Source organism: Eubacterium sp. AF34-35BH (assembly GCF_003477765.1).
In the GTDB taxonomy this organism is placed as follows: Bacteria; Bacillota; Clostridia; order Lachnospirales; family Lachnospiraceae; genus Eubacterium_G.
The window spans coordinates 1-26,026 of the sequence record NZ_QUDZ01000007.1; the positions used below are offsets into that span (position 1 = coordinate 1).

The 26,026-nt window shown below is 31.4% G+C and carries 26 protein-coding genes; all 26 read left to right on the plus strand.

What is annotated here, in order from left to right; all coding sequences use genetic code 11:
- Nucleotides 1–190: 190 nt before the first annotated feature.
- The 26 genes from DWZ69_RS08790 to DWZ69_RS08915 all read left to right on the plus strand — a co-directional run bounded on the left by DWZ69_RS08790 (nucleotide 191) and on the right by DWZ69_RS08915 (nucleotide 25,991).
- Entirely contained in the window at nucleotides 191–502 is a 312-nt protein-coding gene (locus tag DWZ69_RS08790) for a hypothetical protein (RefSeq protein WP_118436792.1), read from the plus strand.
- 131 nt (nucleotides 503–633) lie between these two features.
- Nucleotides 634–1,779, plus strand: a complete 1,146-nt coding sequence (locus DWZ69_RS08795; RefSeq protein WP_118436794.1) for an aldo/keto reductase — start codon at nucleotides 634–636, stop codon at nucleotides 1,777–1,779.
- A gap of 32 nt (nucleotides 1,780–1,811) precedes the next feature.
- Nucleotides 1,812–2,570 (plus strand): arginase family protein, encoded by a 759-nt coding sequence (locus tag DWZ69_RS08800; protein WP_118436796.1) that lies wholly within the window; start codon nucleotides 1,812–1,814, stop codon nucleotides 2,568–2,570.
- 214 nt (nucleotides 2,571–2,784) lie between these two features.
- Nucleotides 2,785–3,279, plus strand: coding sequence for an N-acetyltransferase (locus DWZ69_RS08805; protein ID WP_118436798.1), 495 nt, complete (start codon nucleotides 2,785–2,787; stop codon nucleotides 3,277–3,279).
- Nucleotides 3,280–3,401: 122 nt separating this feature from the next.
- Nucleotides 3,402–3,734 (plus strand): hypothetical protein, encoded by a 333-nt coding sequence (locus DWZ69_RS08810; RefSeq protein WP_118436800.1) that lies wholly within the window; start codon nucleotides 3,402–3,404, stop codon nucleotides 3,732–3,734.
- A gap of 102 nt (nucleotides 3,735–3,836) precedes the next feature.
- Nucleotides 3,837–4,964, plus strand: coding sequence for a tetratricopeptide repeat protein (locus DWZ69_RS08815; RefSeq protein ID WP_158561063.1), 1,128 nt, complete (start codon nucleotides 3,837–3,839; stop codon nucleotides 4,962–4,964).
- Nucleotides 4,965–4,968: 4 nt separating this feature from the next.
- Nucleotides 4,969–6,072, plus strand: coding sequence for a hypothetical protein (locus tag DWZ69_RS08820; protein ID WP_117999224.1), 1,104 nt, complete (start codon nucleotides 4,969–4,971; stop codon nucleotides 6,070–6,072).
- A 105-nt stretch (nucleotides 6,073–6,177) separates the two neighbouring features.
- The gene (locus DWZ69_RS08825) at nucleotides 6,178–7,713 is read left to right on the plus strand and encodes a serine/threonine-protein kinase (RefSeq protein ID WP_118436802.1); all 1,536 of its coding nucleotides are present in this window, start codon (nucleotides 6,178–6,180) and stop codon (nucleotides 7,711–7,713) included.
- Nucleotides 7,714–7,758: 45 nt separating this feature from the next.
- Nucleotides 7,759–7,941, plus strand: a complete 183-nt coding sequence (locus DWZ69_RS08830; RefSeq protein ID WP_118436804.1) for a hypothetical protein — start codon at nucleotides 7,759–7,761, stop codon at nucleotides 7,939–7,941.
- A gap of 304 nt (nucleotides 7,942–8,245) precedes the next feature.
- Nucleotides 8,246–9,322 carry an ATP-dependent 6-phosphofructokinase gene (locus DWZ69_RS08835; protein WP_118436806.1) on the plus strand — a complete coding sequence of 359 codons (1,077 nt, stop codon included), beginning with the start codon at nucleotides 8,246–8,248 and terminating at the stop codon, nucleotides 9,320–9,322.
- Nucleotides 9,323–9,375: 53 nt separating this feature from the next.
- Nucleotides 9,376–11,451, plus strand: a complete 2,076-nt coding sequence (ppk1, locus tag DWZ69_RS08840) for a polyphosphate kinase 1 (protein WP_243002574.1) — start codon at nucleotides 9,376–9,378, stop codon at nucleotides 11,449–11,451.
- 397 nt (nucleotides 11,452–11,848) lie between these two features.
- Nucleotides 11,849–12,403, plus strand: a complete 555-nt coding sequence (locus tag DWZ69_RS08845; protein ID WP_117999164.1) for a sigma-70 family RNA polymerase sigma factor — start codon at nucleotides 11,849–11,851, stop codon at nucleotides 12,401–12,403.
- Nucleotides 12,400–13,383: a hypothetical protein gene (locus DWZ69_RS08850; RefSeq protein WP_117999163.1), complete on the plus strand. Its 984-nt coding sequence runs from the start codon at nucleotides 12,400–12,402 to the stop codon at nucleotides 13,381–13,383. Before DWZ69_RS08845 ends, DWZ69_RS08850 begins: the two co-directional genes overlap by 4 nt.
- Before the next feature lie 146 nt (nucleotides 13,384–13,529).
- A complete protein-coding gene (locus DWZ69_RS08855) occupies nucleotides 13,530–13,760 on the plus strand; it encodes a hypothetical protein (protein ID WP_022165933.1) in 231 nt (76 codons plus the stop codon).
- Between the two features lie 84 nt (nucleotides 13,761–13,844).
- Nucleotides 13,845–14,108: a hypothetical protein gene (locus tag DWZ69_RS08860; RefSeq protein ID WP_147337634.1), complete on the plus strand. Its 264-nt coding sequence runs from the start codon at nucleotides 13,845–13,847 to the stop codon at nucleotides 14,106–14,108.
- Nucleotides 14,109–14,149: 41 nt separating this feature from the next.
- Complete coding sequence (locus tag DWZ69_RS08865; protein WP_117999161.1) at nucleotides 14,150–14,950, plus strand: SDR family oxidoreductase; 801 nt, start codon at nucleotides 14,150–14,152, stop codon at nucleotides 14,948–14,950.
- A gap of 148 nt (nucleotides 14,951–15,098) precedes the next feature.
- Nucleotides 15,099–15,959: a hypothetical protein gene (locus DWZ69_RS08870; RefSeq protein ID WP_117999160.1), complete on the plus strand. Its 861-nt coding sequence runs from the start codon at nucleotides 15,099–15,101 to the stop codon at nucleotides 15,957–15,959.
- Between the two features lie 40 nt (nucleotides 15,960–15,999).
- A complete protein-coding gene (locus DWZ69_RS08875) occupies nucleotides 16,000–17,421 on the plus strand; it encodes an MBOAT family protein (RefSeq protein ID WP_117999159.1) in 1,422 nt (473 codons plus the stop codon).
- An 11-nt stretch (nucleotides 17,422–17,432) separates the two neighbouring features.
- Nucleotides 17,433–18,836 carry a hypothetical protein gene (locus DWZ69_RS08880; protein ID WP_117999158.1) on the plus strand — a complete coding sequence of 468 codons (1,404 nt, stop codon included), beginning with the start codon at nucleotides 17,433–17,435 and terminating at the stop codon, nucleotides 18,834–18,836.
- 84 nt (nucleotides 18,837–18,920) lie between these two features.
- The gene (locus tag DWZ69_RS08885) at nucleotides 18,921–19,475 is read left to right on the plus strand and encodes a hypothetical protein (RefSeq protein WP_117999157.1); all 555 of its coding nucleotides are present in this window, start codon (nucleotides 18,921–18,923) and stop codon (nucleotides 19,473–19,475) included.
- A 300-nt stretch (nucleotides 19,476–19,775) separates the two neighbouring features.
- Entirely contained in the window at nucleotides 19,776–20,144 is a 369-nt protein-coding gene (locus tag DWZ69_RS08890) for a GntR family transcriptional regulator (protein WP_118436808.1), read from the plus strand.
- A gap of 36 nt (nucleotides 20,145–20,180) precedes the next feature.
- Nucleotides 20,181–21,077, plus strand: coding sequence for an ABC transporter ATP-binding protein (locus tag DWZ69_RS08895; protein ID WP_118436810.1), 897 nt, complete (start codon nucleotides 20,181–20,183; stop codon nucleotides 21,075–21,077).
- Nucleotides 21,065–22,363, plus strand: a complete 1,299-nt coding sequence (locus DWZ69_RS08900) for a hypothetical protein (protein ID WP_118436812.1) — start codon at nucleotides 21,065–21,067, stop codon at nucleotides 22,361–22,363. The genes DWZ69_RS08895 and DWZ69_RS08900 overlap by 13 nt, the downstream gene beginning before the upstream one ends.
- A 117-nt stretch (nucleotides 22,364–22,480) precedes the next feature.
- On the plus strand, nucleotides 22,481–23,818 hold the full coding sequence (locus DWZ69_RS08905; RefSeq protein WP_118436814.1) for an N-acetylmuramoyl-L-alanine amidase: 1,338 nt from the start codon (nucleotides 22,481–22,483) through the stop codon (nucleotides 23,816–23,818).
- A 13-nt stretch (nucleotides 23,819–23,831) separates the two neighbouring features.
- Nucleotides 23,832–24,647: a Cof-type HAD-IIB family hydrolase gene (locus tag DWZ69_RS08910; protein ID WP_118436816.1), complete on the plus strand. Its 816-nt coding sequence runs from the start codon at nucleotides 23,832–23,834 to the stop codon at nucleotides 24,645–24,647.
- A 237-nt stretch (nucleotides 24,648–24,884) separates the two neighbouring features.
- Entirely contained in the window at nucleotides 24,885–25,991 is a 1,107-nt protein-coding gene (locus tag DWZ69_RS08915; protein ID WP_118436818.1) for an SEC-C metal-binding domain-containing protein, read from the plus strand.
- The last annotated feature ends 35 nt before the right edge of the window (nucleotides 25,992–26,026 follow it).

A 26,026-nucleotide genomic window follows, 5' to 3' on the forward strand; every position in this document is an offset into this window, starting at 1 on the left:
TTCCCCAAAAGTACACCCCTTTTAGCAAAAAACAAGCAAAAGGGATGTATTTTCCCAAGTATGAAATTAACAAAACTAAGATGATTCCTCATAATACATCCCTTTTGACAAAAAATAGGTCAAAGGGATGTATTTCTCCATAATAATAAATATAGAACAGAAGATGTATTGAATAATAAGCATAAGTCCATTGACAGAAACTAACAAACCACTTCAGGAACATGGAAAAATTAAAACAAAAGATGTGGATATGGCAGCTACTTCTTTTGCGATGACTGTGCATTCTATGATGGATTATCAATTAGATTGTGCCGGAATGGAACAAATAAAGAATTCGGCAGAAGATGTTAGTCAGAATTATGATGAAGTTAAATATGCCAGAGAACAAAAAACGTGTGGCATGTTAGAAAATTATATAAAGTGGTTTTGCAGTGAATTTGGAGGAGATGGAAATGAAAAGAAAATCTCACATACAAAACAAGATTATCACTGCACAATATAAATTACGCAACTAACACAGTCTCCAAACAAAGTTGACGATTAATTCTTTCTAATGTAAATTAACTATAGGATTAAGTATTACATATTAACGTGAAGACAAATTTCAATTTATATGAAAGTGAGAATGATAAAATGAAAACACGTAAGTTAGGAAAGACAGGACTTGACGTAAGTGAAATCGGGTTTGGTGGTGAATGGTTAGAACGACACCCAGAAGAAGAGGGAATCGAATTAATTAAATATGCATCTTCTAAAGGAATTAATATTCTTGACTGCTGGATGGCAGATCCAAAATCAAGAGACACTATTGGAAAAGGTATCAAGGATAATAGAAGTGACTGGTTTATTCAGGGACATATTGGTTCTACCTGGAAAGATGAACAGTATTTTAGAACAAGAGACATGAAATATGTTTGGCCGGCTTTTGAAGATTTACTTAAAAGACTTCAAACAGATTATATTGATATTGGCATGATACATTACATAGATTCAGAAGAAGAATGGGAACAGATTCAGCATTCAGATTATATGGATTATGTAATGGAGTTAAAAGAAAAGAACATAATACATCACATTGGCATGAGTTCCCATAACCCAAAAGTTGCCATAAAAGCAGCACAGTCAGGGTATGTTGAGATGATTTTATTTAGTATAAATCCGGCATTTGACATGTTACCTGCAAGCGAAGATATTGACACAATGTTTGCAGAAAAATTTGATAACAACCTTAAAGGAATTGACCCTGAGCGTGCAAAGTTATACAAAATATGTGAACAGAATAATGTTGGAATCACAGTTATGAAAGGTTACGCAGGCGGTAGACTATTTGACGAAAAACGTTCTCCTTTTGGAGTAAGTTTAACACCTGTTCAGTGTATTCATTATGCATTAACCAGACCTGCAACAGCATCTATTATGTGCGGCTATGACACAAAAGAACAGGTAGATGATGCTTTGGCATATGAAACAGCTACAGAGCAGGAAAAAGACTATGCATCAGTAATCGCCAATGCTCCGTTCCATTCATACAAAGGAGAATGTACATACTGTGGACATTGCAAGCCTTGTGTGGCGAATTTAGATATTGCAATGATTAACAAATTCTATGATTTGGCGACAATGCAACCTGAGGTGCCTGCAACAGTACAATCACATTATGAACTTCTTGAACATAAAGCATCTGAATGTATTGCTTGTCATGCTTGTGAAGTACGTTGTCCATTTGGAGTAAAAATCGCAGAAAGAATGGAGAAAACAGCAAAACTATTTGGTTGCTAGAATCACATTTGCTTGTAAGGGGGCGTTTAACATTGATTAGAAGCAAAAATTACATTTTAGATTTTACACATGTATATATTGATGAGGACATACAACAAGAAAGTGGTATAAGCCTAATTGATTGTTCGGACATTGAAGGCTGTGACCTTTATTGCTCCAAGGCTGCTGAAATAGAAATAAAGAAAAGAACAGAGCAGTATGGAATTCATGGGATACATTTTATTGATTCAGGTAATTTTCATTACATAACAAAAATAAATACAGACAGAATAATGAAGCCCTTTTCATTAGTTCTATATGATCATCATACCGATATGCAGGAACCGATGATTAACAAAATGACCAGTTGTGGAGACTGGGCAGCGCAGGTTATTAATGAAAATAAAAATCTTGTTCAATTGATTCTGATAGGTGCAACTGAAAATGACATAGAGCAAATTCATATTAAGAATCGCGAAAAACTTATAACTTTTTCAGCAGAAGAACTTAGGAGTGGCAGAGGAAAAGATAAGCTTAGCAAAATAATGACAGATGTACCTTTTTACATTTCAATTGATAAAGATATTCTGGATAAAAATTATATTGAAACAAATTGGAGTCAGGGCCACATGCCACTTGATATGCTAGAGCATCTTTTACACTTTTTTATTAAAGACAAAAAGATTATTGGAATTGATATATGTGGAGAATGCCAGAGCGGGTTGCCTCTTCCTGAATATATAGAGGCAGAGGAGAAAAATTCAAAAACTAATATCGAGCTATACGAATACATTAGAAAATATAGAAAATGAAACTTATTTGATATGTCGCAATTAAAGTGGTAAAACAGTTGAAAATAATAATTAAAATTTAGGTTGGAGAAAAACTGTATTATATATTTTGATAAAATGAGCAGAAAAGTTTGTATTATATATTTTGATAAAATGAGCAGAAAAGCTTGCAACATAGATTGTGACTTAAGAGTTAAAAATGATGACATTCATTTTGAGTTAGGAGGCAGAACAAATGAACATACTCATAAGAGAATATAATCAGAATGATTTAGAAGCAATGATTGAAATTTGGAATCAGGTTGTAGAAGATGGAATTGCATTTCCACAGGAAGAATTATTAAACAACGATACAGGAAAAGAATTTTTTGACTCGCAGACTTACAGTGCAGTGGCGGAGGATAAGGATACAGGAAAAGTGTATGGCTTGTATATTTTGCATCCTAATAATGTGGGACGTTGTGGACATATCTGTAATGCCAGCTATGCTGTTAGTAAAGAATCAAGAGGGCTACATATAGGGGAAAAGCTGGTGCTTGATTGTTTGAAGCAGGGTAAGAACAAGGGATATGGAGTGTTACAGTTTAACGCTGTTGTTGCAACTAATACCCATGCAAGACATTTATATGAAAGACTTGGTTTTACTCAGTTAGGTATAATACCAAAAGGTTTTAGAATGAAGGATGGACATTACGAGGATATTTGCCCATATTATCACGAACTTGTTTAGATAATTTAATGAAAAATTACAGTTAGTTGCTAAATGCAAAGAATGTACATGGACTGAGAAAATATTGCAATATAGCAATATTGGTTATGTTAGAAATTAGGAGAAAAATATAGGTATGGTATATGTTAAAGATTTACTTCAGTTGGAATCTTTATGGTAAGAACAATGTTTCTGTCTGCAGCATTATGTGGAATAGCAGACTATTTTCAGGTAGCATGTTTAATGTGGTATTTGACTATGTGTTTATGTTCCCTATGAATTTAGGCTTTACGGGGGCTGCGTTAGCAACGTCACTTAGCCCGATTGTTACCATGAGTATATGCACAACACATTATTTAGGAAAAAGTAATCAGGTAGAATTTAAAACAAAAAGATTATCATTTCTGTCATCAGAAGTGATTACATTTACAGCGGTTATGATTGTGGCAAAGACTAACTTGAAATTCCGTAAATAAAGGTCAGTTTGTGAAAAAAAGCAATAAGTGCATGTGTTATAATACTTTAGAATTGCTGGTAGTATGTCAATAAATATTTGCATAAAGATAAGAGGAAGCAATATGGAATTTCAATATCTTCTAGAACAGAAAACAATGGATTATATTCAAAATAAAAACTTAGAATTAGTGGAAAAAAGTATGTGGAATAGTGGTGCTATTGTATATACTGTAAAGAAATCCGGCGATAACTTTGCCGGATTCTATTCACTGATAGCTATTTATTTGGAAGAAAAAGATTTTAAATTACAGGCAGAAATTTATAATTTATATAATGATAGCAGATTTAATGAAGATTTAATTCAGTGTGAAACAATTGAAGAAGAAATAGTTGATAATGGGAAATTAATCTATATAATTACAGAGAATGTTAATTCAATTATTGACATGATTTTAGATGGAAAAATAATTCTTTCTAACAAGACAGAAGAACAGAAAAAGATATGTTTATTTAATTTGCTTGCTGACATTTGCGATACCATAGTGTATGTGAAAAATAAATACAGCAATTTAAATATATACATCAATAATGAAGAATTATGTATTAACGAAAACGGTAAAGGAAAGCTCTTGTTATTTGATTTGGTAAAAAATCAAATGGCAACTAATAATGAAGCTTATGAACTTGCATATATTGGAAAAAATATTGCAAAAGGTTTAAATATTGATGTTAATATTCCGTTATTGGAAGAAAATATAGAAATGTTTAGACAGTTTTGTCTAAGGGAAATTAAATCTTGTGAAAAAGAAGAAGAAAAAAATAAAAACAAATATGAGAATAATTTAAAGAAAGCCAAAAAGGGTGATAAAAAGGCGCAATATATTGTTGGCTATATGTACGAACATGGAAAAGCTGTACCAAGAAGTATGAGTAAAGCAAAATACTGGTATGAAAAATCAGCCACAAAAAAATATACGAAAGCACTTAATAATATGGCGTATTTTTATCAAAAGGGAATACAGGTAGATAAGAGTATTGAAAAGGCAGAAGAACTTTTGAAAATCTCAGCAAAACAAAAAGATAGTGTGGCATGCTTAAATCTTGCAATAATGTACCAAACAGGAAAAAAGGGCAAAGTCGATATAGAACAGGCATTGTATTGGTATAAAAAAGCTATGAAATACGGGGATAAAGTAGCAGAAAGAATGTACAAACGTTTAATTATGCAAAAAGCAAATGAAAAAGGGTGACAAAATGGAACATATAAATACTACTGAGATGTACTATAAAGTTATAAATTGTGAAGAAGTAGATGAGTTAAAAGAAATATTAAATGCATACAGTCCATACTATTCAAAATGGAGAGATTATATAAATAATATAATGTTATCAAGGGGATTGTCTTATGAAAAGTTAGGAAAAAAATGTGGCTTTAGTAAAAATACAATAAAATCCTGGATAAAAAATAATAAAGTGCCAAAATCAAGGGAAAGCTTCATAAAACTTGGCATGGGGTTAAGGTTTAATTTACAGGAAATTAATTATATGTTACAGCGATATGGAAAATATCCTAGACTATATTCAAAATCATTAGAAGATGCTATATGTATTTATGTAATTTCACACTATCCAAAAGAAGAGAGAATTAATCCCTATGAATATTGCACTACGCTTAAGGGAAAATTTTTAGATATTTTAAAAACAAAAAACAGAAGAAAGTATTTGGCTAATTCTCAAAATGAAACCTTTGAAGTAGAAGAAAAATTAGTAAGTCTGAAAAATGAGAATGAGCTGGTCTCATTTATAAGGGAAAATGAAGTTGAATATATTAACAGTTATTACAAGTTGGTGGACTACATTGAAGCATATATAAAGGCTGAAAATTTTGGCGGTTCCTATCATAGCCTTGTAAAAGCCGAAAATCTGGATAAGGGATTTGAAAAAATGATTTCTAATTTGAAGAATTGGGGGGAAGTACCTAACAGACAAAGGTTAATTGCATTAGGAATAAAACTTAATATGTCTTATGTTGAAATCAATCAGTTACTTGATTATGCAAATATGGAAAAACTATGCCCAAAGGACAAGATAGAGTGTATAATACTTTATGTACTATCTAACATAGATATTTCTAATCCTGAATATCAGACAAATCATATGTCGTTAGTTACCAGTTACAGCAATAACCCACAAATTAAGGAACAGTGTTCACATCTTTTAAAAGAATTAACAGGGTTAAAAAATTCAGATGAAATTGAAAAAGATATGCAGTATTACATAAGTGATACTTTAAGAAACCTTGAAATGGATAAGGAAGATTATGGAATTTTAAAATTGTTTATTGGTAAAGACAATTAAAATTTATATGGAAAATAATAAGGTATTTTGTGATTAGAATATTTATAAATAAAAAATATGAGATAGTACAGCAATTACGATAAAAAATAAAAATGGGAGACAATAATGGATTCTATTTTAGGCAGAACAATATTAGGATACAATGTAATAGAAAAAATAGGTTCAGGTGGATTTGGCGATGTATATAAAGTTGAGAGAAGCAACATTGTAGGAAAGACTACAAGAGCTTTAAAAGTAATTACATTACCAAAAGATGATGAATACCTTGAAATATTAAACTCCATGGGTGGAGACAAAAACAAGACAAATGCATATTTTGAAAAAGAACTTAATCGTGTAGTTAATGAGATAAGAGTTTTTTCACTTATATCGGAGAAGGACAATCATAATATCGTTTCATATTATGAAAACGACGTAGAACAAATAGGTGAGTATAGGTATAACATATATATTTTAATGGAACTTCTTACACCGCTTAATAAATGGCTACAGCAAAATAATATTACTGTAGAGGATGGACTTAATATTGGGATTGGTATAGCAAACGGACTTGCTATTTGTCATAAGAACAATATTGTTCACAGGGATATTAAGCTAAGTAACATATTTGTTTCTAAGGATGGAGCGTTTAAACTAGGTGATTTTGGGGTATCAAAAAATATTACTAACGCAACAATGGCACATACCATAAAAGGAACACCTAATTATATTGCTCCTGAAATTTATATTGGCAAAAGTAAATATGACAATACTGTAGATATATATTCGTTAGGAATTTTAATGTATTATCTATTTAACAAAAAGCGTTTTCCATATTATCCTGAGTACCCAAAGGAATATACAAGGGAAGATGAAGATAAGGCGTTTTACAAAAGAATGCAGTATGATAAACTCCCAAATCCATTGGAGGCTCCGGATAGCATTACAAAGATAATAAAAAAAGCTGTTTCAAAATCTGATGAAAGATATCAAAGTGCAGTTGCCATTGAAAAGGACTTAATTGTGGCAAAATCAAAATTAAGCGAAAAACAGTTGAGTAGACAAATTGGTTTTGAGCCGGTTTTTGCTGACAATAACAAAATCGAAAACGAAAAGGAACATCTGTTAGTTCAGAACTTAATGGGAAAAGACTATAACAGCATCAGTTTTCAGGAGCAGGGCTTAACCATGGATGAAAGCGTTATAATATCTAAAAAGAATAACAAAAGAAAATGGTTAATTATAGCTGGTGTTATCGGTGTGGCAATATTGTTGTTTTTAATTGTGTATCTTAGCAGTTGTACAAATTCTAAAAATACTTCTGAGAAAAATATAGCCATAACAACTACTGAGAAATCAATAGTAATAAAAGAGAGTATAGTTATGGAATCTTCTGCAAAAGATACAGAATCAAATACTGAGACTACAAAAGTAAGCCAGACAACAGAAGTACAGAAAACTACTAAGAAAAAACGAAAGAAGAAAAGTCAGGTAGCTTCAGAGAAGACAACACAAGAAGTAACAACCATGCCTTCAACAAAATCAAATAATGCATACATAAATAAGTCAGCGCAACCGTCATCAAAGAAAGTTAATACAACAAATAAACCAGCCGGTCAGAAAAAAGACAGTGCAATTGACTTTGAAAATGTGGTAGAGTAAAGATATTATTTATGATTTAGATTACTCTGAATTAGGAGGGTTACAATGAAGAAAAGTTTAACAATAGTAATTATGATAGCATTAGCCATGGCTTTAGTATGGGCAGTTGTTTTCGCAATTGTTCTAAAAAGCTTAATTATAGGATTAGCCATTGGTTTGGCATTTGGTTGCTCAATGGCAATTGTAGCTTATGTTATAGTTAGCTCAAGTAGGAAAAATGATAAGTAATAAGTAAGGTATGTTTTTGAAGACAAGAACATATACATAATAAAAAACGATAACTCGTAAGCATACGGGTTATCGTTTTTTTTATGTAATAAGAAATTCCTTCATATTTTTTTATTACACAAAAACATAATGAGTAATTATTTTAGAATGTTTATTAATAATATGAATAGAATAATCAATAGACAGTTTAGATTTAACGTGGATTTTACTTTAAATGACACAAATATTTATAGGAAAAAAATACAATTAGAACAATGTATTAATAATACAAAATATTTGTGAAAAGAAATATTAAGGAGGAGAAGTGATGAGGGTAGGAATACTTACAAGTGGTGGTGATTGCCAGGGCTTAAATGGTGCAATGTATGGCTTGGTAAAAGCTCTTAATTTCAATTGCAAGGAGAAATTAGAGATATACGGAATTTTAGAAGGCTATACAGGCTTGATTAATGGTGATTACAAAAAAATGAAACATGAGGAATTTGAAGGAATTCTTAATATGGGTGGGTCCATACTTGGCAACTCAAGACAGCCATTTAAAAGAATAAATGATGCAGATGAAAATGGCGTTACAAAGGTACAGTCCATGATTAAAAATTATAAAAATATGGATTTAGATTGCCTTGTTGTGTTAGGTGGAAATGGTTCCCACAAAACAGCAAATCTTTTAAGTGAGCAGGGGTTAAACGTGGTGACTTTACCAAAAACAATTGATAATGACATTAACGGGACAGAAATGACTTTTGGTTTTCAGTCAGCAATTGATATAGCAACCAGAACGCTTGAAGAACTGCATACAACAGCCAAGTCACACAAGAGAATTATCATTGACGAAATAATGGGAAACAAAGCAGGCTTTTTAACTCTTTATTCAGGAATTGCCGGGGAAGCAGATATTATTTTAATACCTGAAATTCCTTATTCCATTGATAAAATCGTTGAGTTTATAAATAAAAAACTAAATGAGGGAAGGCGTCACATTATTATTGCGGCAGCAGAGGGAATTATATCAAAAGAAGAAAGTAAACTAACTAAGAAAGAGTTGAAGCAGAAACGTGCTACAGAGAACTATACATCAGCAGCAGTATATTTGGAGAAAAAATTAAGTGAAAAAGTCCACAGAGAAATTAGAGCAGTAGTTCCCGGTCACATTCAAAGAGGTGGCAGTCCATGTGCCTATGACAAAGTTCTAACATCAAGACTAGGGGCAAAGGGCGCAGAACTTATTTTAAATAAAGAATACGGAAGAATGGTAGCTGTTGTAAATAATGAAATTTCCAGTGTGCCATTAAGTGTAGCTGTGGAAAAGCCGAAGAGAGTTAATCCAAATGATGAAATTGTAAAACAAGTGAGAATGATGGGAATATGCTTAGGAGATTAATTGAAAAAAATTTCAAAATAAAAATTATTATAAAAAGTGAAAGAAGAAGTAATATGAAAGAAAACAAGAATACAGTGCTTCCATGTTATGACAATAGAGAGTTATCATGGTTAAAATTCAACGAAAGAGTTTTAGAGGAAGCAGAAGATGAAAGAGTACCTTTATGTGAAAGATTAACTTTTGTTAATATATTTTCAACTAACCTGGATGAGTTTTTCAGAGTAAGAGTTGGCTCAATTTATGATCAGATGCTAATTTCTGACAAGAAAAGAGAAAACAAAACTTACATGACCTCCAGTGAACAATTAGAAAGTATTTATAAAAATACAAAAGAACTTTTAAAGAAAAAGGATAGAGTTTACGATAAGCTTATTGATAAATTAAAACTATATAATATTCAGATTGTAGGTTTTGATAAGTTAAGAAAAGAAGAAACACAGTATATGGAATACTATTTTAGAACTAATGTAATGCCTTTACTTTCTCCACAAATAATCGGAAAGAAACATCCTTTTCCTTTTTTAAATAATCAGGAGATTTACGCAGTAGCCTTAGTTTCAAACAAAAACAGAGAAAAAATATGTATTGTACCATGTGGTGGTTCAATGTTTAGCAGATTAATACAGGTGTTCCCAAACAAAAACAAATACATGCTAATAGAAGAAGTTATTCTGCACTTTATGCCACAGATTTTCGAAAACTATAATGTGGAAAGTAAGTCTTTAATAAGAATAACAAGAAACGCAGATATTGATATTGATATTGATGAAATTTTTGCAGACGAAGACATTAGTTATAGAGAGTCAATGGAAGAATTAATTAGGATGAGAAAGAAACTTTGTCCTATAAGAATGGAATATTCAAGAGTTTTAGATGAAAAGGTTATTAAAAGTCTGTGTAAGGAATTAGGCTTAAACAAAAAGCAGACATTTTATTCCAAGGCACCACTTGATTTATCTTTTGTATTTAAAATACAGGATATTCTCAGAAATAATCGTGAACTGTTTTTCAAAAGAAGAGTGCCACAGATTTCTAAAAACATAGATGAAAATAAGTCGATGATGGAACAAATTGAAAACAAGGACATTCTTTTAAGTTATCCCTTTGAGAGTATGACATCTTTTATTAATTTGCTAAAAGAGGTTGCCCATAACGAAAATGTAGCTTCCATCAAAATGACATTATACAGAGTGGCTAAAAACTCACAGGTAGTAGAAGCACTGATTGATGCCGCAGAACATGGCAAAGAAGTTGTTGTAATGGTTGAGTTGCGAGCAAGATTTGATGAGCAAAACAACATAGAGTGGTCAAGAAGAATGGAGGATGCAGGTTGTCGAATTATCTATGGAATTGACCACACAAAAGTACATTCAAAAATATGCCTGATTACTTACACAAAAGACAACAAGGTAAAACATATTAGTCAGATTGGAACAGGCAATTATAACGAAAAAACTTCAAAACTTTATACAGATTTATCATTAATGACAGCCAATGAAGAAATAGCAAAAGAAGTTGGCAAAGTGTTTAACAAAATCTGTATGGAAGAGGTTATGGAAAAAACAAAACATCTTCTTGTATCTCCTAAATGCATGCAAAATAAAATTGCAGATTTAATTGATGGAGAAATTAAAAAAGTTGAAGAGGGCAAAACCGGATATATTGGCATGAAGTTTAATTCCTTAACAGACAAAGTTCTGATTGAAAAGTTAATTGAAGCATCACAGAAAGGTGTAAAAATCGACTTGGTTATTAGAGGCATCTGTTGCTTAATTGCAGGAGTTAAGGAATATACAGAAAATGTAACTGTAAAAAGTATTGTTGGCAGATACTTAGAACATTCAAGAATATATATTTTTGGAACTGAAGATGACAGAAAAATATACATTTCATCAGCAGACTTAATGACAAGAAACACTGTCAGACGTGTTGAAGTGGCAGCTCCAATTTATGATGAAAACATAAAAAAGAGAGTTAGCAAAATGTTTGACATAATGCTTCAGGACAATATTAAAGGCAGATATATGAAATCTGATGGTAAATACTATAGACCTGAAATCGCAGAAGGTGAAACATTAATAGATTCTCAAGAGTATTTCTTTGAGGAAGCTTATGGTAAAATAGAATAATTTTTTGAAATATTATATTTTTTAATTATTATATTGTTTTTTATTATATAAATAATTTTGTGATTAAGTAAAGCAAATAGTTTTGAACAAAAATGTAGCTGTGTTATAAGAATTCACAAAAAAGTTAGAACAAAAAATTTAGCTTTTTTGGGGGGATGAAGTTGTAACATGGCTATATTTTTTTTTGAAAAATTCTATTATACAAGGAACGTAAACCTGTTAAGTTGTTGATTCAAAGAGAGAAACATTATATCAAAATATGCAAATATGGAAAAATTATATAATAAGTTTTATGTTATAATTGACAATTAGAAATCCAATACCAATGGTATAATATTTTAAAATCAAGTGTAATAATACAGATCAATTTCGTAGTATAAGGTGAAGGAGGTAAAAAGTGAAAGATGAAAGAATAATTAAAGAGCTTTTTAACAGGTCAGAAGATGTTTTAAAAGTTCTAAAGGAAAAATACGAGAAGCCTTGTATGAACATTGCTATGAAATTAGTAAGTAAAGAAGATGCAGAAGAATGCGTTAATGATACCTTTCTTGCAGTGTGGAATCAGATTCCACCAAACAAGCCGGATCCTTTATGCGCATATATTTTTAGAATTACAAAAAATCTTGCCCTGAAAAAATATCACACTAATACAGCAAAAAAAAGAAATAATTATTATGATTTGGTGTTAGATGAGTTAGCAATGTGTATTCCTGACAAGGCAAATGTGGAAAGCGAGATTTTAGCAAAAGAACTGGAAAAATACATAAACAGTTTTATTGAAAGTTTAGCTGATATCGATAGGGTGATATTTGTAAAGCGATATTATTTCCTAAAGGAAATACCTGAAATTGCAATGGAAACAGGTAGAAGCAAAAATTACGTTACAGTTCATTTGCACAGACTAAGGACAAGGTTAAAGAAATATTTGTCTGAGAAAGGATGGATATTATGAGAAAAGAAGATGAAAAATTAATAAGAAAAAAACAAATGGCAGAGCACATGCTTAATTCTATTGATGCTAAATATATTAAGCAGGCAGCAGACTACAGGCCTAAAAATAATAGGAACACTGAAAGTGTTAGAAAGGTAGGAAAAACTGAAAGTGTCGGTAATGCCGAAAGCATAGGAATTGTTAAAAGTGTTAGATATGCCGGAATTGCAAAAGTAGCAATTGCAGCCTGCATAATTGTCGCATTAGTTTTATTTATAGGAAGAAATAATTTTAACAACAATAAAAATAATAATAGTTATAATGAAGTGGCACAAAGCCAATCAGTGGAAATTAAGGAAAACAACAGACTTCATTTATCAGTAGGTAAAAATGAAGAAAAGCTGCTAACAAAAGGCATGAAAGTAAATGTTGGGAAATATGAATTTTCAGTAGAATCAAGTCAGCCGGGAATTCCCATCATAGCAACTGATTCGCAGAATGGAAATTCCAAAATAACTGTAAAGTCAGACAGTGGAATTATAAGAGTGGAAAAAGATGGTGCTTACGAGACTATAGAAAAACAAACTACAATAACAAGTGGGCAGACAATTTTCTGGAGTCCAAGTCCTGGAAATGAAACAACAGCCGAGGTTGTTATATGCTTGTTTGAAAATGAAAAAATAGTTAGTGGTGTAGTTGTAAACATAATACCCTATAAAAACTCCACTTACATTGTTAAATATGTTGATGATGTGGATATTATTAATCAATATGAAGAGGTAAAAGGAAAGCTGGAAGCAGTTAAAGCATCCCAGTATGATATTGAAAAAGATTTACAAAGAGGTGCTGTGCCTGAAAACAAAATAAAGGCGGCGAAGAGTAAAAACAATAAATACAAAGGGTTTATTAAGAAGTATGAAAAGAAAATAAATGAAATGAAAAACAATCAAAAACTAGTTGATGAGTTTTTGGAAGACTACAATAAAATTACAGAAAAATAAAGAAATTTTGGAATCGTTTTCTTCTTTTACAGGATAAAGTAAAAAAGAAAACGATTTTATGTTATATATGTGCTTATATTACATTTACAGACGGGAAAAAGGAGAGTATACTGTAGCAGTAGGAATTAAAGAAGAAGGAAGGACTTATGGCAGGATATTTAATTAAAGATACAACAAAGGAAGAGAGAAGAAAAATTGTAGAGGAATCTCTTGGTAACATTGAGGCTAATTGCGATGGCTGTATGTCAGGGTTGGCTGAAATGTATGAGGATTACATTGATGGAAAAAGAGAAATAAGAGATATTAACATGGAATTTAACAGTAGATATGTTAAAGGAAATATGGATAGAGAAGATAGTAGAAGCTGTCCAATGTAAATAAATCGAGCAGTCTCAGGAAAATGTAATCATATTAATAATGAAAACAAAAGAATTTGAGTATAACAAGTAATTTGAGAAAAATTGAAAGGAGAGATAGCATTTATTGCTATTGTGAGTATTATGAACCCATTAGAAATGATGAAAATGAAAAATAAAATGACTGAATTCACAAACAGACATCCTATGTTGCCTAAATTTTTTAACAGAGCAGCTATGGAAATTAAAGAGGATACAGTTATAGACCTTGTAATAACACCAAAAGATGGAACGCCTATTAAGACTAACATCAAAGTTACAAAAGAAGATTTAGAGTTGTTAGAAACTTTAAAGAATATGAAGAATTAGTCAATAAATGATATTTATTTCAAAAGAGAGGAGATGTTAATATGGGATTTTTTAAAGACAAGACAGTAATTATTACAGGTGGTGGAAGAGCTGTTTTAAGTGATGGCAGTTGTGGATCAATTGGTTATGGCATAGCTACAGCCTATGCAAAAGAAGGTGCAAATCTTGTACTTACTGGTCGTAATGTTAAAAAGCTTGAAGATGCAAAGGAAGAGTTAGAGCGTTTATATAGTATAAAAGTTCTACCGGTTCAGGCGGACATAAGTGCATCAGCAGATAATGAGGCGGTGGTAAAGAGCGTGGTTGATAAAGCAATTAAAGAATTTGGACATATAGATGTTTTAATAAATAATGCTCAGGCTTCAGCATCAGGCGTAACATTGGCAGATCACACAAAGGACCAGTTTGACTTGGCAGTTTACTCAGGCTTATATGCAGCATTTTATTACATGAAGGAATGTTATCCTTACTTAAAAGAAACAAAAGGTTCTGTAATTAATTTTGCATCAGGTGCAGGTCTTTTTGGTAATTATGGTCAGTGTGCTTATGCAGCAGCCAAGGAAGGAATTCGTGGACTTACAAGAGTTGCAGCTACTGAATGGGGACCTGACGGCATTAATGTAAATGTTGTTTGTCCTTTAGCTTGGACAGCACAGTTAGAGAATTTTGAAAAAGCATATCCTGACGCATTTAAGGCAAACGTTAAGATGCCACCAATGGGACATTATGGAAATGTTGAAACAGAAATCGGTAGAGTCTGCATACAGCTGGCATCGCCTGATTTTAAATTTATGACAGGTGAAACAATAACTCTTGAAGGTGGACTTGGACAGAGACCATAGAGGGTTTTAAATAATATAATTATAAATACAGAAAAGGAAGAAGTATGTGGCATTTCTACTATACATCATATGCAAGAATGCTGGGAGTATATTCTGTATATAACAGGTATCCTGTTTTATAAATAAATTGAAAGGAAAAAAGGAAAAAATGAAAGGAAAAATGAAAGGAAAAAAACAAATTGCACTATTAATGTCTTTATGCCTGAGCATTGGCATGTTGAACATTACATTGGCTAACGTAAAAAATAATAATGCAGGTGTAGTAACAAAAAACGTTCAGACTTTAAGTGCAAACAAAAAAACAAAGGCTAAAAAAGTAAGCAAAAAGAAAAAAGGAAAAACAGGTTTTGTAACAAAAGAAGGTAAGAAGTATTATCTAAAATCAGGTAAAAAGCTAAAAAGCATAATTCTTGAAACAAAGAAGTACAAATATTTACTTGATAAAAACGGTGTGGTAGTTACCGGCTGGAAACAGTACAAAGGAAAATACTATTATTTTGACAGAACAAGTGGCAAAATGGCAATTAAGAAAAAAATAGATGGTATTTCTTTGGACAAGTATGGAAGGGCAAAGAAAAACAAATTAAATGCTGCCAAAATTAACACAATGATAAAGGCAAGAAAAACTGTAAACAAAGTTTGCAAAGTAAGTGACACAAAAGATCAGAAGTTAAGAAAATGTTTTGACTATATTGCAAAGGTCCCTTACAGAAGATACAGATTTTTAAAACCTATTTATCACAAAAAAGGTTGGGAGTCTACATTTGCAGATGACGTTTTTGACAAGGGTAGCGGCTGTTGTGTATCAATGTCAGCAGCATTAGCTTTTATGCTTCATGAGTGTGGTTATAGCACAGTTTATGTTGTACATGATTCAGAACACGCCTGGGTGGAATTAAACGGCAGAGTGTATGATGCTCTTTTTGCAAGAGCAAAAGATTATAATAAATATTATAATTTGTCATATGGCAATTTTAGTTGCCATCCTGTAGATAAAAGAAAAATTTAATAAATTACAAAAATAGATAAAATACAGACGGGAGAAAATTATGGTTTTTAGTTCGGCAATTTTTCTTTTTGTATTTTTACCGGTTGTATGTGCGTTGTATTTTATACTACCGGGTATGAAAACAAAAAATATATTGCTGATTATAGCAAGTTTAATATTCTATGCTTTTGGAGAGCCGGTTTATGTATTGCTTATGATTGCCTCAATCATATTTAATTATATATTTGGGCTTTTTGAAGGAAAGTTTAGTGACAGTGGAAGTATTGTTGGAAAAAGAATAGTTTTAGTGTTAGCAGTAATTGTTAATATTGGTATGTTGTGTGTGTTTAAATACACATCATTTATATTAGAGAATGTTAATTACATAGGTAACTTAAAAATCAAAATTCCTGCAATTGCACTTCCAATTGGTATATCATTTTTTACATTTCAGGCTTTATCGTATGTAATTGATGTATACAGAAATCCTGAATTAATGCAGAAGAATTTATTTAATCTAATGCTGTATGTTTCATTTTTTCCACAGCTTATTGCAGGTCCCATTATCAGATATAATGAAATTGCAAATCAGATTAATAAGCGTGAAAGTACAATTGACAAAACAGCAGAGGGGATTAGAAGATTTATCATAGGTTTAACAAAGAAACTTATTATTGCCAACGCGACAGGTTATGTTGCAGATGCAATCTTTAAACTAGATATCAGTGATTATAATTTTATTGTGGCATGGGTAGGAGCAATTACCTATACACTTCAGATTTACTATGATTTTAGTGGTTATTCTGACATGGCAATAGGTATGGCAAAAATCTTCGGTTTTGAATTTAGGGAAAACTTTAATCACCCTTATTCAGCCAAGGGTATAAAAGACTTTTGGAGAAGATGGCATATTTCCTTATCAACCTGGTTTAAAGAATATGTATATATACCTTTAGGCGGTAACAGAAAAGGTAAGTTTAGAACTGAATTAAACAAAATGATAGTATTCTTTTTAACAGGTATATGGCATGGAGCAAATTGGACATTTGTAATATGGGGCTTAATTCATGGTGTTGCAAATGTAATTGAAGATACAATTGGACAGGTAATCAAAATCAAAAACAAAATAGTAAGCAACATTATTACGTGGATTGTTGTAATTTGTGCCTTTGTTATGTTTAGGGCAGATAGTGTTATGATTGGTCTTAAGATGTTAAAGACAATGTTTACAGGATTTAATATGGGGCTAAAATCAATAAGCTATGTTGGTCAGTTACTAAGTCCATATTATGTATTTATAATATTGTTAGCAATTGCTTTTGCTTATCCCTTAAGAGAAAAAATTGTTAATGTAATCAAAAATAAATGTGGTGAGAATACATCAGGAACATTAATCTATGTTGCAGACATTTTATTTTTACTAATATGTGTTGTGGCACTTGCAACAGCAACCTACAATCCATTTATTTATTTTAGATTTTAACAGGAGAGAACATGAAGAAAAAGATATTTATAGCAATATTTTTTATTATGATATGTTTACCATCACTTGGAATGTTCTTTTATAAAACTGATATAAGTGCAGAAAAAAGAGAAGTTCAGACTTTCCCAAAAGTAAAAGAAAATGGAAAAGTAAATATGGATTTCTTTAATCAGTTAAGTGATTATTTTTCGGATAATTTCGCATTTCGTCAACAACTTATTGAGACTGATGCAGTAATAAAAAAGAATGTTTTCAAGGAGTCAGGAAACAGTGAAGTAATAGTGGGAAATAAAGGTTATTTGTTTTTTAGCGAAACCCTTAATGATTATTTAGGTCAGAACGTGTTGTCCCACAGACAAATATATGCCTGTGGAAGAGTTTTATCTCTGTTACAGGAGCATGTAGAAAACAATAATGGTAAATTTTTGTTTGTGGTAGCACCTAATAAGAATTCATTATATCCTGAATTTATGCCTGGCAGATTTGCAAAGATATCAGATAAAAACAACTATTATTACCTAAAGAAACAGCTTAAGGAACAGAAAATTAATACTGTTGATTTAAAAGGAAAATTCCTTAAATCGGGTAAGAAAGTATATCATAAACTTGACAGCCATTGGAATAATGAAGGTGCATCAATGGCGTGTGATTTTATGCTTAATAATTTAGGAAAGAAGCATTATAATTATTCAGATGAAAAGTACAGCGTAACAAAAGATTTTTCGGGAGATTTGTATGAAATGCTGTTTCCTAAAGGTAGTGAGAAGGATTACAATGTTAAGTATGATAAAAAGCATACTTATGAAGTAACATCTCACTTTAAGAAAGTAACAGATATATCAATGGCAACTGAAAACAAGGAAAAGAAAGGCTCTATTGTTATGTATAGAGATTCTTTTGGAAATGCGTTAATTCCGTTTGTAGCTGATGAATATGGAAGTGGCTATTTTACAAAGGCTGTTCCTTATGACATAAATTTGCAAAGTGAAAATAATGCTGAGGCAGTTGTAATTGAGTTAGTCGAAAGACATATACCTTCATTAATTGAGGAAGCTCCATACATGGCAGCCCCTACAAGAATTTTAAATGGAGAAGTTGTAGAAAAAGAAAATTCAGGTACTGTAAATATTGGTGACATGGAAGATTATCTCCCAATAAGCGGTCAGGTTGACGAGAAGTACATTGATGACAATGGCAAGATTTTGATTAGACTTAAGAGCAATGATAAACAGTATGTTTTTGAAGCTTTTCCTGCACCAATTAACAGTAAAATAAAAAATAAAGGTTATAATTATGGTATGTATTTGGACACTTCTTTAATAGATGGTGGCACATACGATATTGATGTTATAACTACAAAGAACAATCAGTATTATAGTTCAGGTGTGAAAACACAGCTAGAACTTGAGGAGTAAAATAACAGATTTATTTACCTCTAAGGGGAGTTTGTAATATGAGTTTGTGTAAATAAAAACTAAAGATTTAAGAGGAGAGAGAAAATGAGAAAAATTTGTGCAATGGTAACAGTAATTGCCACAATGGTATTTATGACTGCATGTGGAGGGAACAAAGAAGAAGCTACAACTGCTGTAACAACAACACAGGAAACAACAACAGTGGCACCTACAACACAGGAGCAGACAACAGTTCAGGAAACTACAAAAAAGAAGAAAAAGAAAAAAGTAAAAGAAACAACAACAGAAGAAACAACAACTGAGGCACCTACAACAACAGTGGCACCTACAACAACAGCTAAAGCAGAAAAGCAGACAACAAAGAAAGTTGCTAAAAAGAAAACAGTTGTAAAGAAAAAAACAACTACAAAGACAACAAAGAAAGCTAAAAACGAAGGTAGCTCAAACAAAAGCATTGCTAAAAAGTATGTTGGTAAGTCACTTGATTCATTAACAGCAAAAGTAGGAAACTACAAGAAAATGGAAAAATACAAGAGCTGTCTTGACGAAGGAGAATACGATGGTTTATTCTACTTTGACGGTTTTATTGTTTCTGCATCAACTAAAAATGGCAAGTGGATTATTTCAGGTGTAGAATAAAACAAATAACAGTTAATGTTTTCTTTATAGGAAATAGTATTTAACTAAAAACTGAATATTATAGGTAATGTGCAGACGTTATCTAGCATTAAAAGAAGCATTGTAAACTTTTGATTCTTAAGGAAATAGAGTTTATAAGGCTTCTTTTTTATGTAATAAGAAATCCTTTGAGAATTTCTTATTACATAAAATACGTTCCAATAGGGGCACTCGCTTGAAAGGAAATTTTTTCCTTGACAATATACAACAATACAACTACACTACATTATATCGGTAATGTGGTAGAGAGGAGGAGAAAGCTTGAAAATTGATGAAAACAGCATGATTCCCATTTATGTACAAATCGCTGATGGTATAGAAGATGACATTCTAACAGGCAGGATAGAAGAAGGTGGCACATGTTATTCCCAGGTAACCTTAGCTAAGGAACTACGTGTTAATCCGGCTACGGCTGCCAAAGGAATTAATCTTTTAGTAAATCGTGGAATTTTAATAAAACATAGGGGGCAGGCTATGACTGTATCAGAAAATGCAATTGAAATGATTACAAAGCGTAAGCGACATGAGGAAATCGACATGGTAGTTGATAATTTAATAAAACTTGGAAAGAAATTGTCGTTATCAAAGGATGAATTAATAGAAATCATAACAAGAAAATATGAAGACTAATTAGAAAATCAAATTATGTAGAAGGAGAAGTGAATAATGGAAATAAAAATTGAAAACATATCCTTTTGGTATATGTCAAAAAGAAGAAAAGTATTAGAAGATTTTTCGCTACAATTACAGCCGGATAATATTATTGGTTTAATTGGCAGAAACGGTCAGGGAAAAACAACATTAATGAAATTGTTGGCTGGAAAGAATCTACCTGATAAGGGAACAATATTATATGATGGCGAAGAAATAAATAAAATAAATGTAATAAACAAAATAGTTTATGCTTCAGATGAATTAGGTTATATAAATAGAAAATTAGAAAGTATAGTTAAAGATTATAAATTAATGTATAAAAATTTCGACTTGGAATTTGCAGAAAAATTATTGGAATTATTTCAATTAAATAAAAAGGTAAGAATTAAACAGTTGTCTAAAGGTCAGAGAAGTTTATTTAATTTTTGTCTGGCAATGGCAACAAGATCAGAACTTACAATTTTAGATGAACCGGTTGCGGGAGTGGATGCAGTAAGCAGAAGAAAAGTTTATGATGTGATTTTAAGAGATTACATTGAGCACCCAAGAACGATTTTAGTTTCAAGTCATATGTTAGGGGAAATGGAAAATATGTTATCCCATATTGTGATTTTGGATAATAACAATATTGTATATGATGGGGACCTTGATGAAATAAGAAACAAGGCATACAAAGTTACTGGGGAGAAAGAAAAAGTTGAGAATTACATAGTAGGAAAAAATGTATTATACAAAAACATCGGGGCTTTAAATTCAATGGCAGTAGTTGAAGAAGAAATAACTGATAACATAAGGGAAGCATTAATTAAAGAAGAGTTAGCTTTTGAAAATCTTACAGCAGAAGAATATTACGTGTTTAAGACAACAAAAACGGATAGTGAAAATATGGAGGAATTATGGAAAAATTAGAATTAAGAAATATAAAGGATTTATACAAATTAAGAATAAGACAATTATCAGGTTACATTAAAGGTCTGGCAGTAATAACCATAGGTATGCTTATTTTGAATTTTTGGGAAATAGTATTAATGATGAAAAATACTTCAAATCACTGTTATGCAGTGGAATTTCCGAAAGGGGTATTTGTTTTCGCAGCCTTAATATTAATGATTGTGTTTTCATATAATACAAATATTTTTAAGGAATCAACTGGCATGTATCCACAAAACAGAGTAACAAGATATGTTGCAAGCTGGTTAAGCGACATTACTGTTTTAGGAATTTTTTCATTGCTTGAAGTTGTGTGCGTACTAATTATAAAATTTGTTATATTTATTATTTGCGCTACTACAGACTTTTCTGTTTTCACAAAAATAAATGCAAAATTTATCTTAGGTATAACAGTTTACATTTTGGCTGGCTTCCTGCTCTTAACAGCGGTGATTAAACTTACAGCAACCATTGCAAGAAAGAGCATATTAGTATTGCTGGCAATAGTCATGGGAATACTACTTTTAATAAGAAACGGGGTTATAGTATTGTCAGATTCAGATGCCCAATTTAATGTGGCGGGAAAAGACATTTTAGAAATTTTAATTATATGTGTAATCTTTTTCGTAATTGGCTTTTTACTTGAAAAATACATAAAAGACAGCAAGTTTACAATTAACTATGGAAACATTCTCATGGGTATTGTAATTGCAATGATGATTATGTTACTTGCAGTGACACCACTCCTTTATGTATCATCAGGAACAGAAGAGATGGAAGATTATGTTAAGGGAAATAAAGAAAAAGCTGAAAAGGTGGAATATAGTATTAATATACCGGCAGGCATGAAAGTAGTAGAGGGGTGTTACGGACATAACGACATGGATGCCATTGGAGTTGAAAATGTAGAAATAAGACAGGGAGATAAAGCAAAAGTAGTTGTTAGAAAATATATCCCAACTACTAAAAGTTCTTTGATAGATGATATTTTTGCTGATTCAGACATTAATGTTTCTGTAGAAAACAATAAATTCGTTATAACTAATAAATCTTTAAATAAGAAATATATAGCATTAAATGTTTATGGACTCCAAAATGCAGATATACAGAGATTCATGGGAAATAAAGTTAAAGATTCTGATGATGACTTAGACGATTTTAAAGAAATGATAAGCAGATATACAACATCTTATCGTGTTGTAATTTATGTTCCAAAGGCAAATACATCTGAGAATATAAACTCAGAGTTTATAAAAATTAAATAAATAAGAAACATTTGTGTTATAATGTTTCCTATAGCTTGATTGAAAGTGATAAAAGTAAGACTGTAGAATGTATTGTTTAAATATATTCTACAGTTTTTAAGAATACAGGAGATAATTATGAGAAAATTAAAAAGAACATTTTATATAGGAACAACTACATTCTTATTAGGTTTGGGAATTGTTTTTTCTAACAATGTTTTAGCCGCAGTGGAACAGGAAACTACAACACAGGTAGAAACAACAACTGTGGAAGAGACTACACCAAATGAAACAACACCCCCGGAACAGACAACACCCGCTGAAACTACGAAACCGCAGGAAACAACAACTGTGGAAAAATACACAGAGTCTAATCTTTCACCTGTTAAGTCCAAAATAATTTTGTTAGATCCGGGACATTGCAAAGTACATATAGGAGCTCATGGTAATGGTTTAAAGGAAGAAATAATCACATTGGATATTGGACTTGCCTGCAGGGACTATCTTAATAAGTTTGGTGACGTGACAGTTTACATGACAAGAACAAATGGTAATTGTTTATCAACTGCAAGTCTTGCAGGTTGTCTTGTAGCAAGAAATAATATGGCAAAAAGACTAGACGCAGATTTTTTAGTAAGTCTTCACATTAATTCAGACCCAAGCCCAAGCAGAACAGGAGCACTTTTGCTTTCTGCATATAATTCGGGTTACAGAACTTCTGTAGGTATAAAAACAACGGAATTAGGAAAAATAATTTTGGATAATCTTCAGCTGGCAGGGGTGTATAACGGTGGTTTCCTTTTAAGAAAGTCCGATGATTATTATCCAAACAAAGCTAGAGCAGATTACTATTCAATTGTACGAGAAGGCATTTATAACAAGATACCTAGTATTATTGTTGAACATGGATTTATTACCAACAAAAGTGACTGCAAAAAGTTTTTGAAAACAACTGCAAAACGAAAAAAATTAGGTGTAGCAGATGCAAAAGGTATAGTTGCTTATTATAATTTAAGTAAAAAGAATATTTCAGGCACTTTAAATAAAAAGAGAAAATCTACATATTACATTAACTCTAACGGTAAGAAGATTACAGGCTGGGTTAAGGTAAATGGCAGCTGGTATCATTTTAACAGCAAAAATGCCAAAATGGATAAAGGTTTCATAACTGTAGGAAAAAATAAGTTTTATCTTGACTCCAAAACAGGTGTTTTAAAAACAGGCTGGTTTATAGTTAAAAACAAAAAATATCTGGCAAAAGGCAATGGAGTTATATTAAGAAGTAAAATTTATAATGACGGTGTTAGCAGCTACTATTTTAACTCAAAAGGTTATAAGAAAAACGGTTGGGTAAACTACAAAAATGCTACTTACTATTTTTCAAAGAAAAAGGGCATGCTAAAAGGTAAAAAGAAAATAAAGAAAAAATATTATAGATTCAGCAAAAATACAGGAAAGCTTTTAAGTAAAAGATAGAATGAGGTAGAAAATGGATAAAAAAGTTGTATTTTTAGATATAGATGGAACAATAGTTGATTTCTTTGGTAACATACCTGAATCAACCAAAACAGCCATTAGAAAAGCAAGAGAAAATGGACATTACATGGTTGTCTGCTCAGGTAGAAGTAAATTCCAGATAGCGAAGGAAGTTCTGGACTTAGGAATAGACGGTATAGTTGCAGCAGCAGGAGCGTATGTGGAATATGAAGGAAAAGTTGTATATCACAAATGTATGACAAAAGAGCAGAGAGAAAAGTTAGGTCATTATTTAAAAGATAACAATTTTATTTTCAGTATTCAAACGGACACAAGACTTATTACAACGGAAAACTGCAAGGAAAAATTAACAGAAGGTTTTGTTAAGGCAGGTGCAAGTAAGAAACATATAGAAAATACTTTTGGCAAAATGGAAATAAGAGAAGATGTATGGATTCCGGACAATCAGGAGAAAGCTGTTTATCAGACAGGACCTTTTCCGGGAGACAAGGTGGCAGCTGATTTGGCACCTGATTTTGAAAATACACCACTTAGTTATAACAATCAGAAAAACGGTGGTGAGATTACCATTGCAGGTGTTAATAAGGCTATAGGCATGAGAGAATTTTTAAAAGCCGCTCAGGTATCGGTTGTCAATTCAGTTGCAGTTGGTGACGGCCCAAATGATTTTGAAATGATTGAGTTTGCAGGAACAGGCATTGCAATGGGTAATGCAATTCCTGAATTAAAGAAGAAGGCAGATATTATAACAACGGACATAAACAATGATGGCATTTATAATGCTTTTGAAAAACTTGGTTTATTGTAAGGTATTATTGTCAAAAGTGCAAAAACAAAGAGAAAAATACAGGAAAATCTATGAAAAATACTTAAAATTTTTTCAAACTTAAATTTTTTAGTTTACAATATAAAAAAATCAAAGTAATATAATGTGTGGATTGAAATTGTTTTATGGTGCATAGCACCTGATTTAGAAATTAAATATTTATGGTAAGAATACTTTAAATATAATTAATATACTAAAGTTAAGAGAAAAGGAGTTTATATGAAAGTTGCTAAGTCAGAAAATCGTAAGGAAATATTATTAAAAGATATTTTTGAAGATTTTAATAAAGATGATTTAAAAGATATTGCAAAAATGAAAGGCATTAAAGGAATATCTAAACTAAATAAAGGTCCATTAATTGAAACAATTATTGAAAAAATGTTAAGTGCTGAAGAAATGGTGAAATACTTCCAGTATATGACTGATGAGGAAATCGAAGCATTTAGAAATAGAGATAATAACGAAGAAGATGATACTACAAGCAAGATTTTATATAGTAAATTATATGGTGCTTCATACATGGGTAGAATTTCTGAAAAACAGTATACAGCACCGGCAGATGTAGTTAAAAGATATGAAGAAATTTCAGACGAAGAGTTTGAAGCAAAAAGAAAAATTAACAGTTTTCTTTTCTGTTGCTTAAAGACTTCAGGTTTTTTACACGGTATAGCACCGGTTTCAGTTATTCTTGATATGATGAAAAAAGGTGTTAAGTACGATGAAACAGAAGAACAGCTTATTGAGAGAATTGAAAGTATCCCTTATGAATTAAGTTTATACCAGGTTCACGATGGAAAAGTTTACTATAGTTTCTTTTATCCAAATGACAGAGGTTTAATAAAGGCACAGGGTGACAGAGCATATTATATTCCAACAAAGAAGGAAATTATGTCTCTTGGAACATACGGTATTTTACCTGAAACAATGGAAGCCCAGAACTTTGAAGATTATATGATTCGTAAGATGAACATGACAGAAGAACATGCAACTAACTTATGCCAGCGTGTACAGTCAGAGATTATGTCAGGGGCAGAAATTAGAGAAGTTTTTGAAATGATTAAAAACGAAGAGGGCGTTCATTTAGACAGTGACCTTCAGATTAGTGCCTTGGCACAGTATGTTCAGAATCTTTGGAACAACAGCAGAATGATTTTAAATCGTGGTTTTACACCACTTGAAGCACCAAGAAGAGTTGACTTGAATACACAGAGTAATCAGTCAAAACCAAAGAACACAGGTGTTACACATAGTAAGAAAATTTATCCTAACGATAAATGCCCATGTGGCTCAGGAAAGAAATACAAACAGTGTTGTGGAAGAAAATAAAAAATTAAAAAAATGAGGTTATGACAATGTCAGAC

Bases quoted from the DNA above. Each gene is read 5' to 3' on its own strand.
- DWZ69_RS08900 (WP_118436812.1), top strand. From the start codon at position 21,065: ATGGAAAAATTAGAATTAAGAAATATAAAGGATTTATACAAATTAAGA.
- DWZ69_RS08795 (WP_118436794.1), top strand. From the start codon at position 634: ATGAAAACACGTAAGTTAGGAAAGACAGGACTTGACGTAAGTGAAATC.
- DWZ69_RS08850 (WP_117999163.1), top strand. From the start codon at position 12,400: ATGAGAAAAGAAGATGAAAAATTAATAAGAAAAAAACAAATGGCAGAG.
- ppk1 (WP_243002574.1), top strand. From the start codon at position 9,376: ATGAAAGAAAACAAGAATACAGTGCTTCCATGTTATGACAATAGAGAG.
- DWZ69_RS08830 (WP_118436804.1), top strand. From the start codon at position 7,759: ATGAAGAAAAGTTTAACAATAGTAATTATGATAGCATTAGCCATGGCT.
- DWZ69_RS08885 (WP_117999157.1), top strand. From the start codon at position 18,921: ATGAGAAAAATTTGTGCAATGGTAACAGTAATTGCCACAATGGTATTT.
- DWZ69_RS08915 (WP_118436818.1), top strand. From the start codon at position 24,885: ATGAAAGTTGCTAAGTCAGAAAATCGTAAGGAAATATTATTAAAAGAT.
- DWZ69_RS08880 (WP_117999158.1), top strand. From the start codon at position 17,433: ATGAAGAAAAAGATATTTATAGCAATATTTTTTATTATGATATGTTTA.
- DWZ69_RS08825 (WP_118436802.1), top strand. From the start codon at position 6,178: ATGGATTCTATTTTAGGCAGAACAATATTAGGATACAATGTAATAGAA.
- DWZ69_RS08895 (WP_118436810.1), top strand. From the start codon at position 20,181: ATGGAAATAAAAATTGAAAACATATCCTTTTGGTATATGTCAAAAAGA.
- DWZ69_RS08815 (WP_158561063.1), top strand. From the start codon at position 3,837: ATGGAATTTCAATATCTTCTAGAACAGAAAACAATGGATTATATTCAA.
- DWZ69_RS08855 (WP_022165933.1), top strand. From the start codon at position 13,530: ATGGCAGGATATTTAATTAAAGATACAACAAAGGAAGAGAGAAGAAAA.
- DWZ69_RS08875 (WP_117999159.1), top strand. From the start codon at position 16,000: ATGGTTTTTAGTTCGGCAATTTTTCTTTTTGTATTTTTACCGGTTGTA.
- DWZ69_RS08805 (WP_118436798.1), top strand. From the start codon at position 2,785: ATGAACATACTCATAAGAGAATATAATCAGAATGATTTAGAAGCAATG.
- DWZ69_RS08870 (WP_117999160.1), top strand. From the start codon at position 15,099: ATGAAAGGAAAAATGAAAGGAAAAAAACAAATTGCACTATTAATGTCT.
- DWZ69_RS08810 (WP_118436800.1), top strand. From the start codon at position 3,402: ATGTTAAAGATTTACTTCAGTTGGAATCTTTATGGTAAGAACAATGTT.
- DWZ69_RS08820 (WP_117999224.1), top strand. From the start codon at position 4,969: ATGGAACATATAAATACTACTGAGATGTACTATAAAGTTATAAATTGT.
- DWZ69_RS08910 (WP_118436816.1), top strand. From the start codon at position 23,832: ATGGATAAAAAAGTTGTATTTTTAGATATAGATGGAACAATAGTTGAT.
- DWZ69_RS08905 (WP_118436814.1), top strand. From the start codon at position 22,481: ATGAGAAAATTAAAAAGAACATTTTATATAGGAACAACTACATTCTTA.
- DWZ69_RS08865 (WP_117999161.1), top strand. From the start codon at position 14,150: ATGGGATTTTTTAAAGACAAGACAGTAATTATTACAGGTGGTGGAAGA.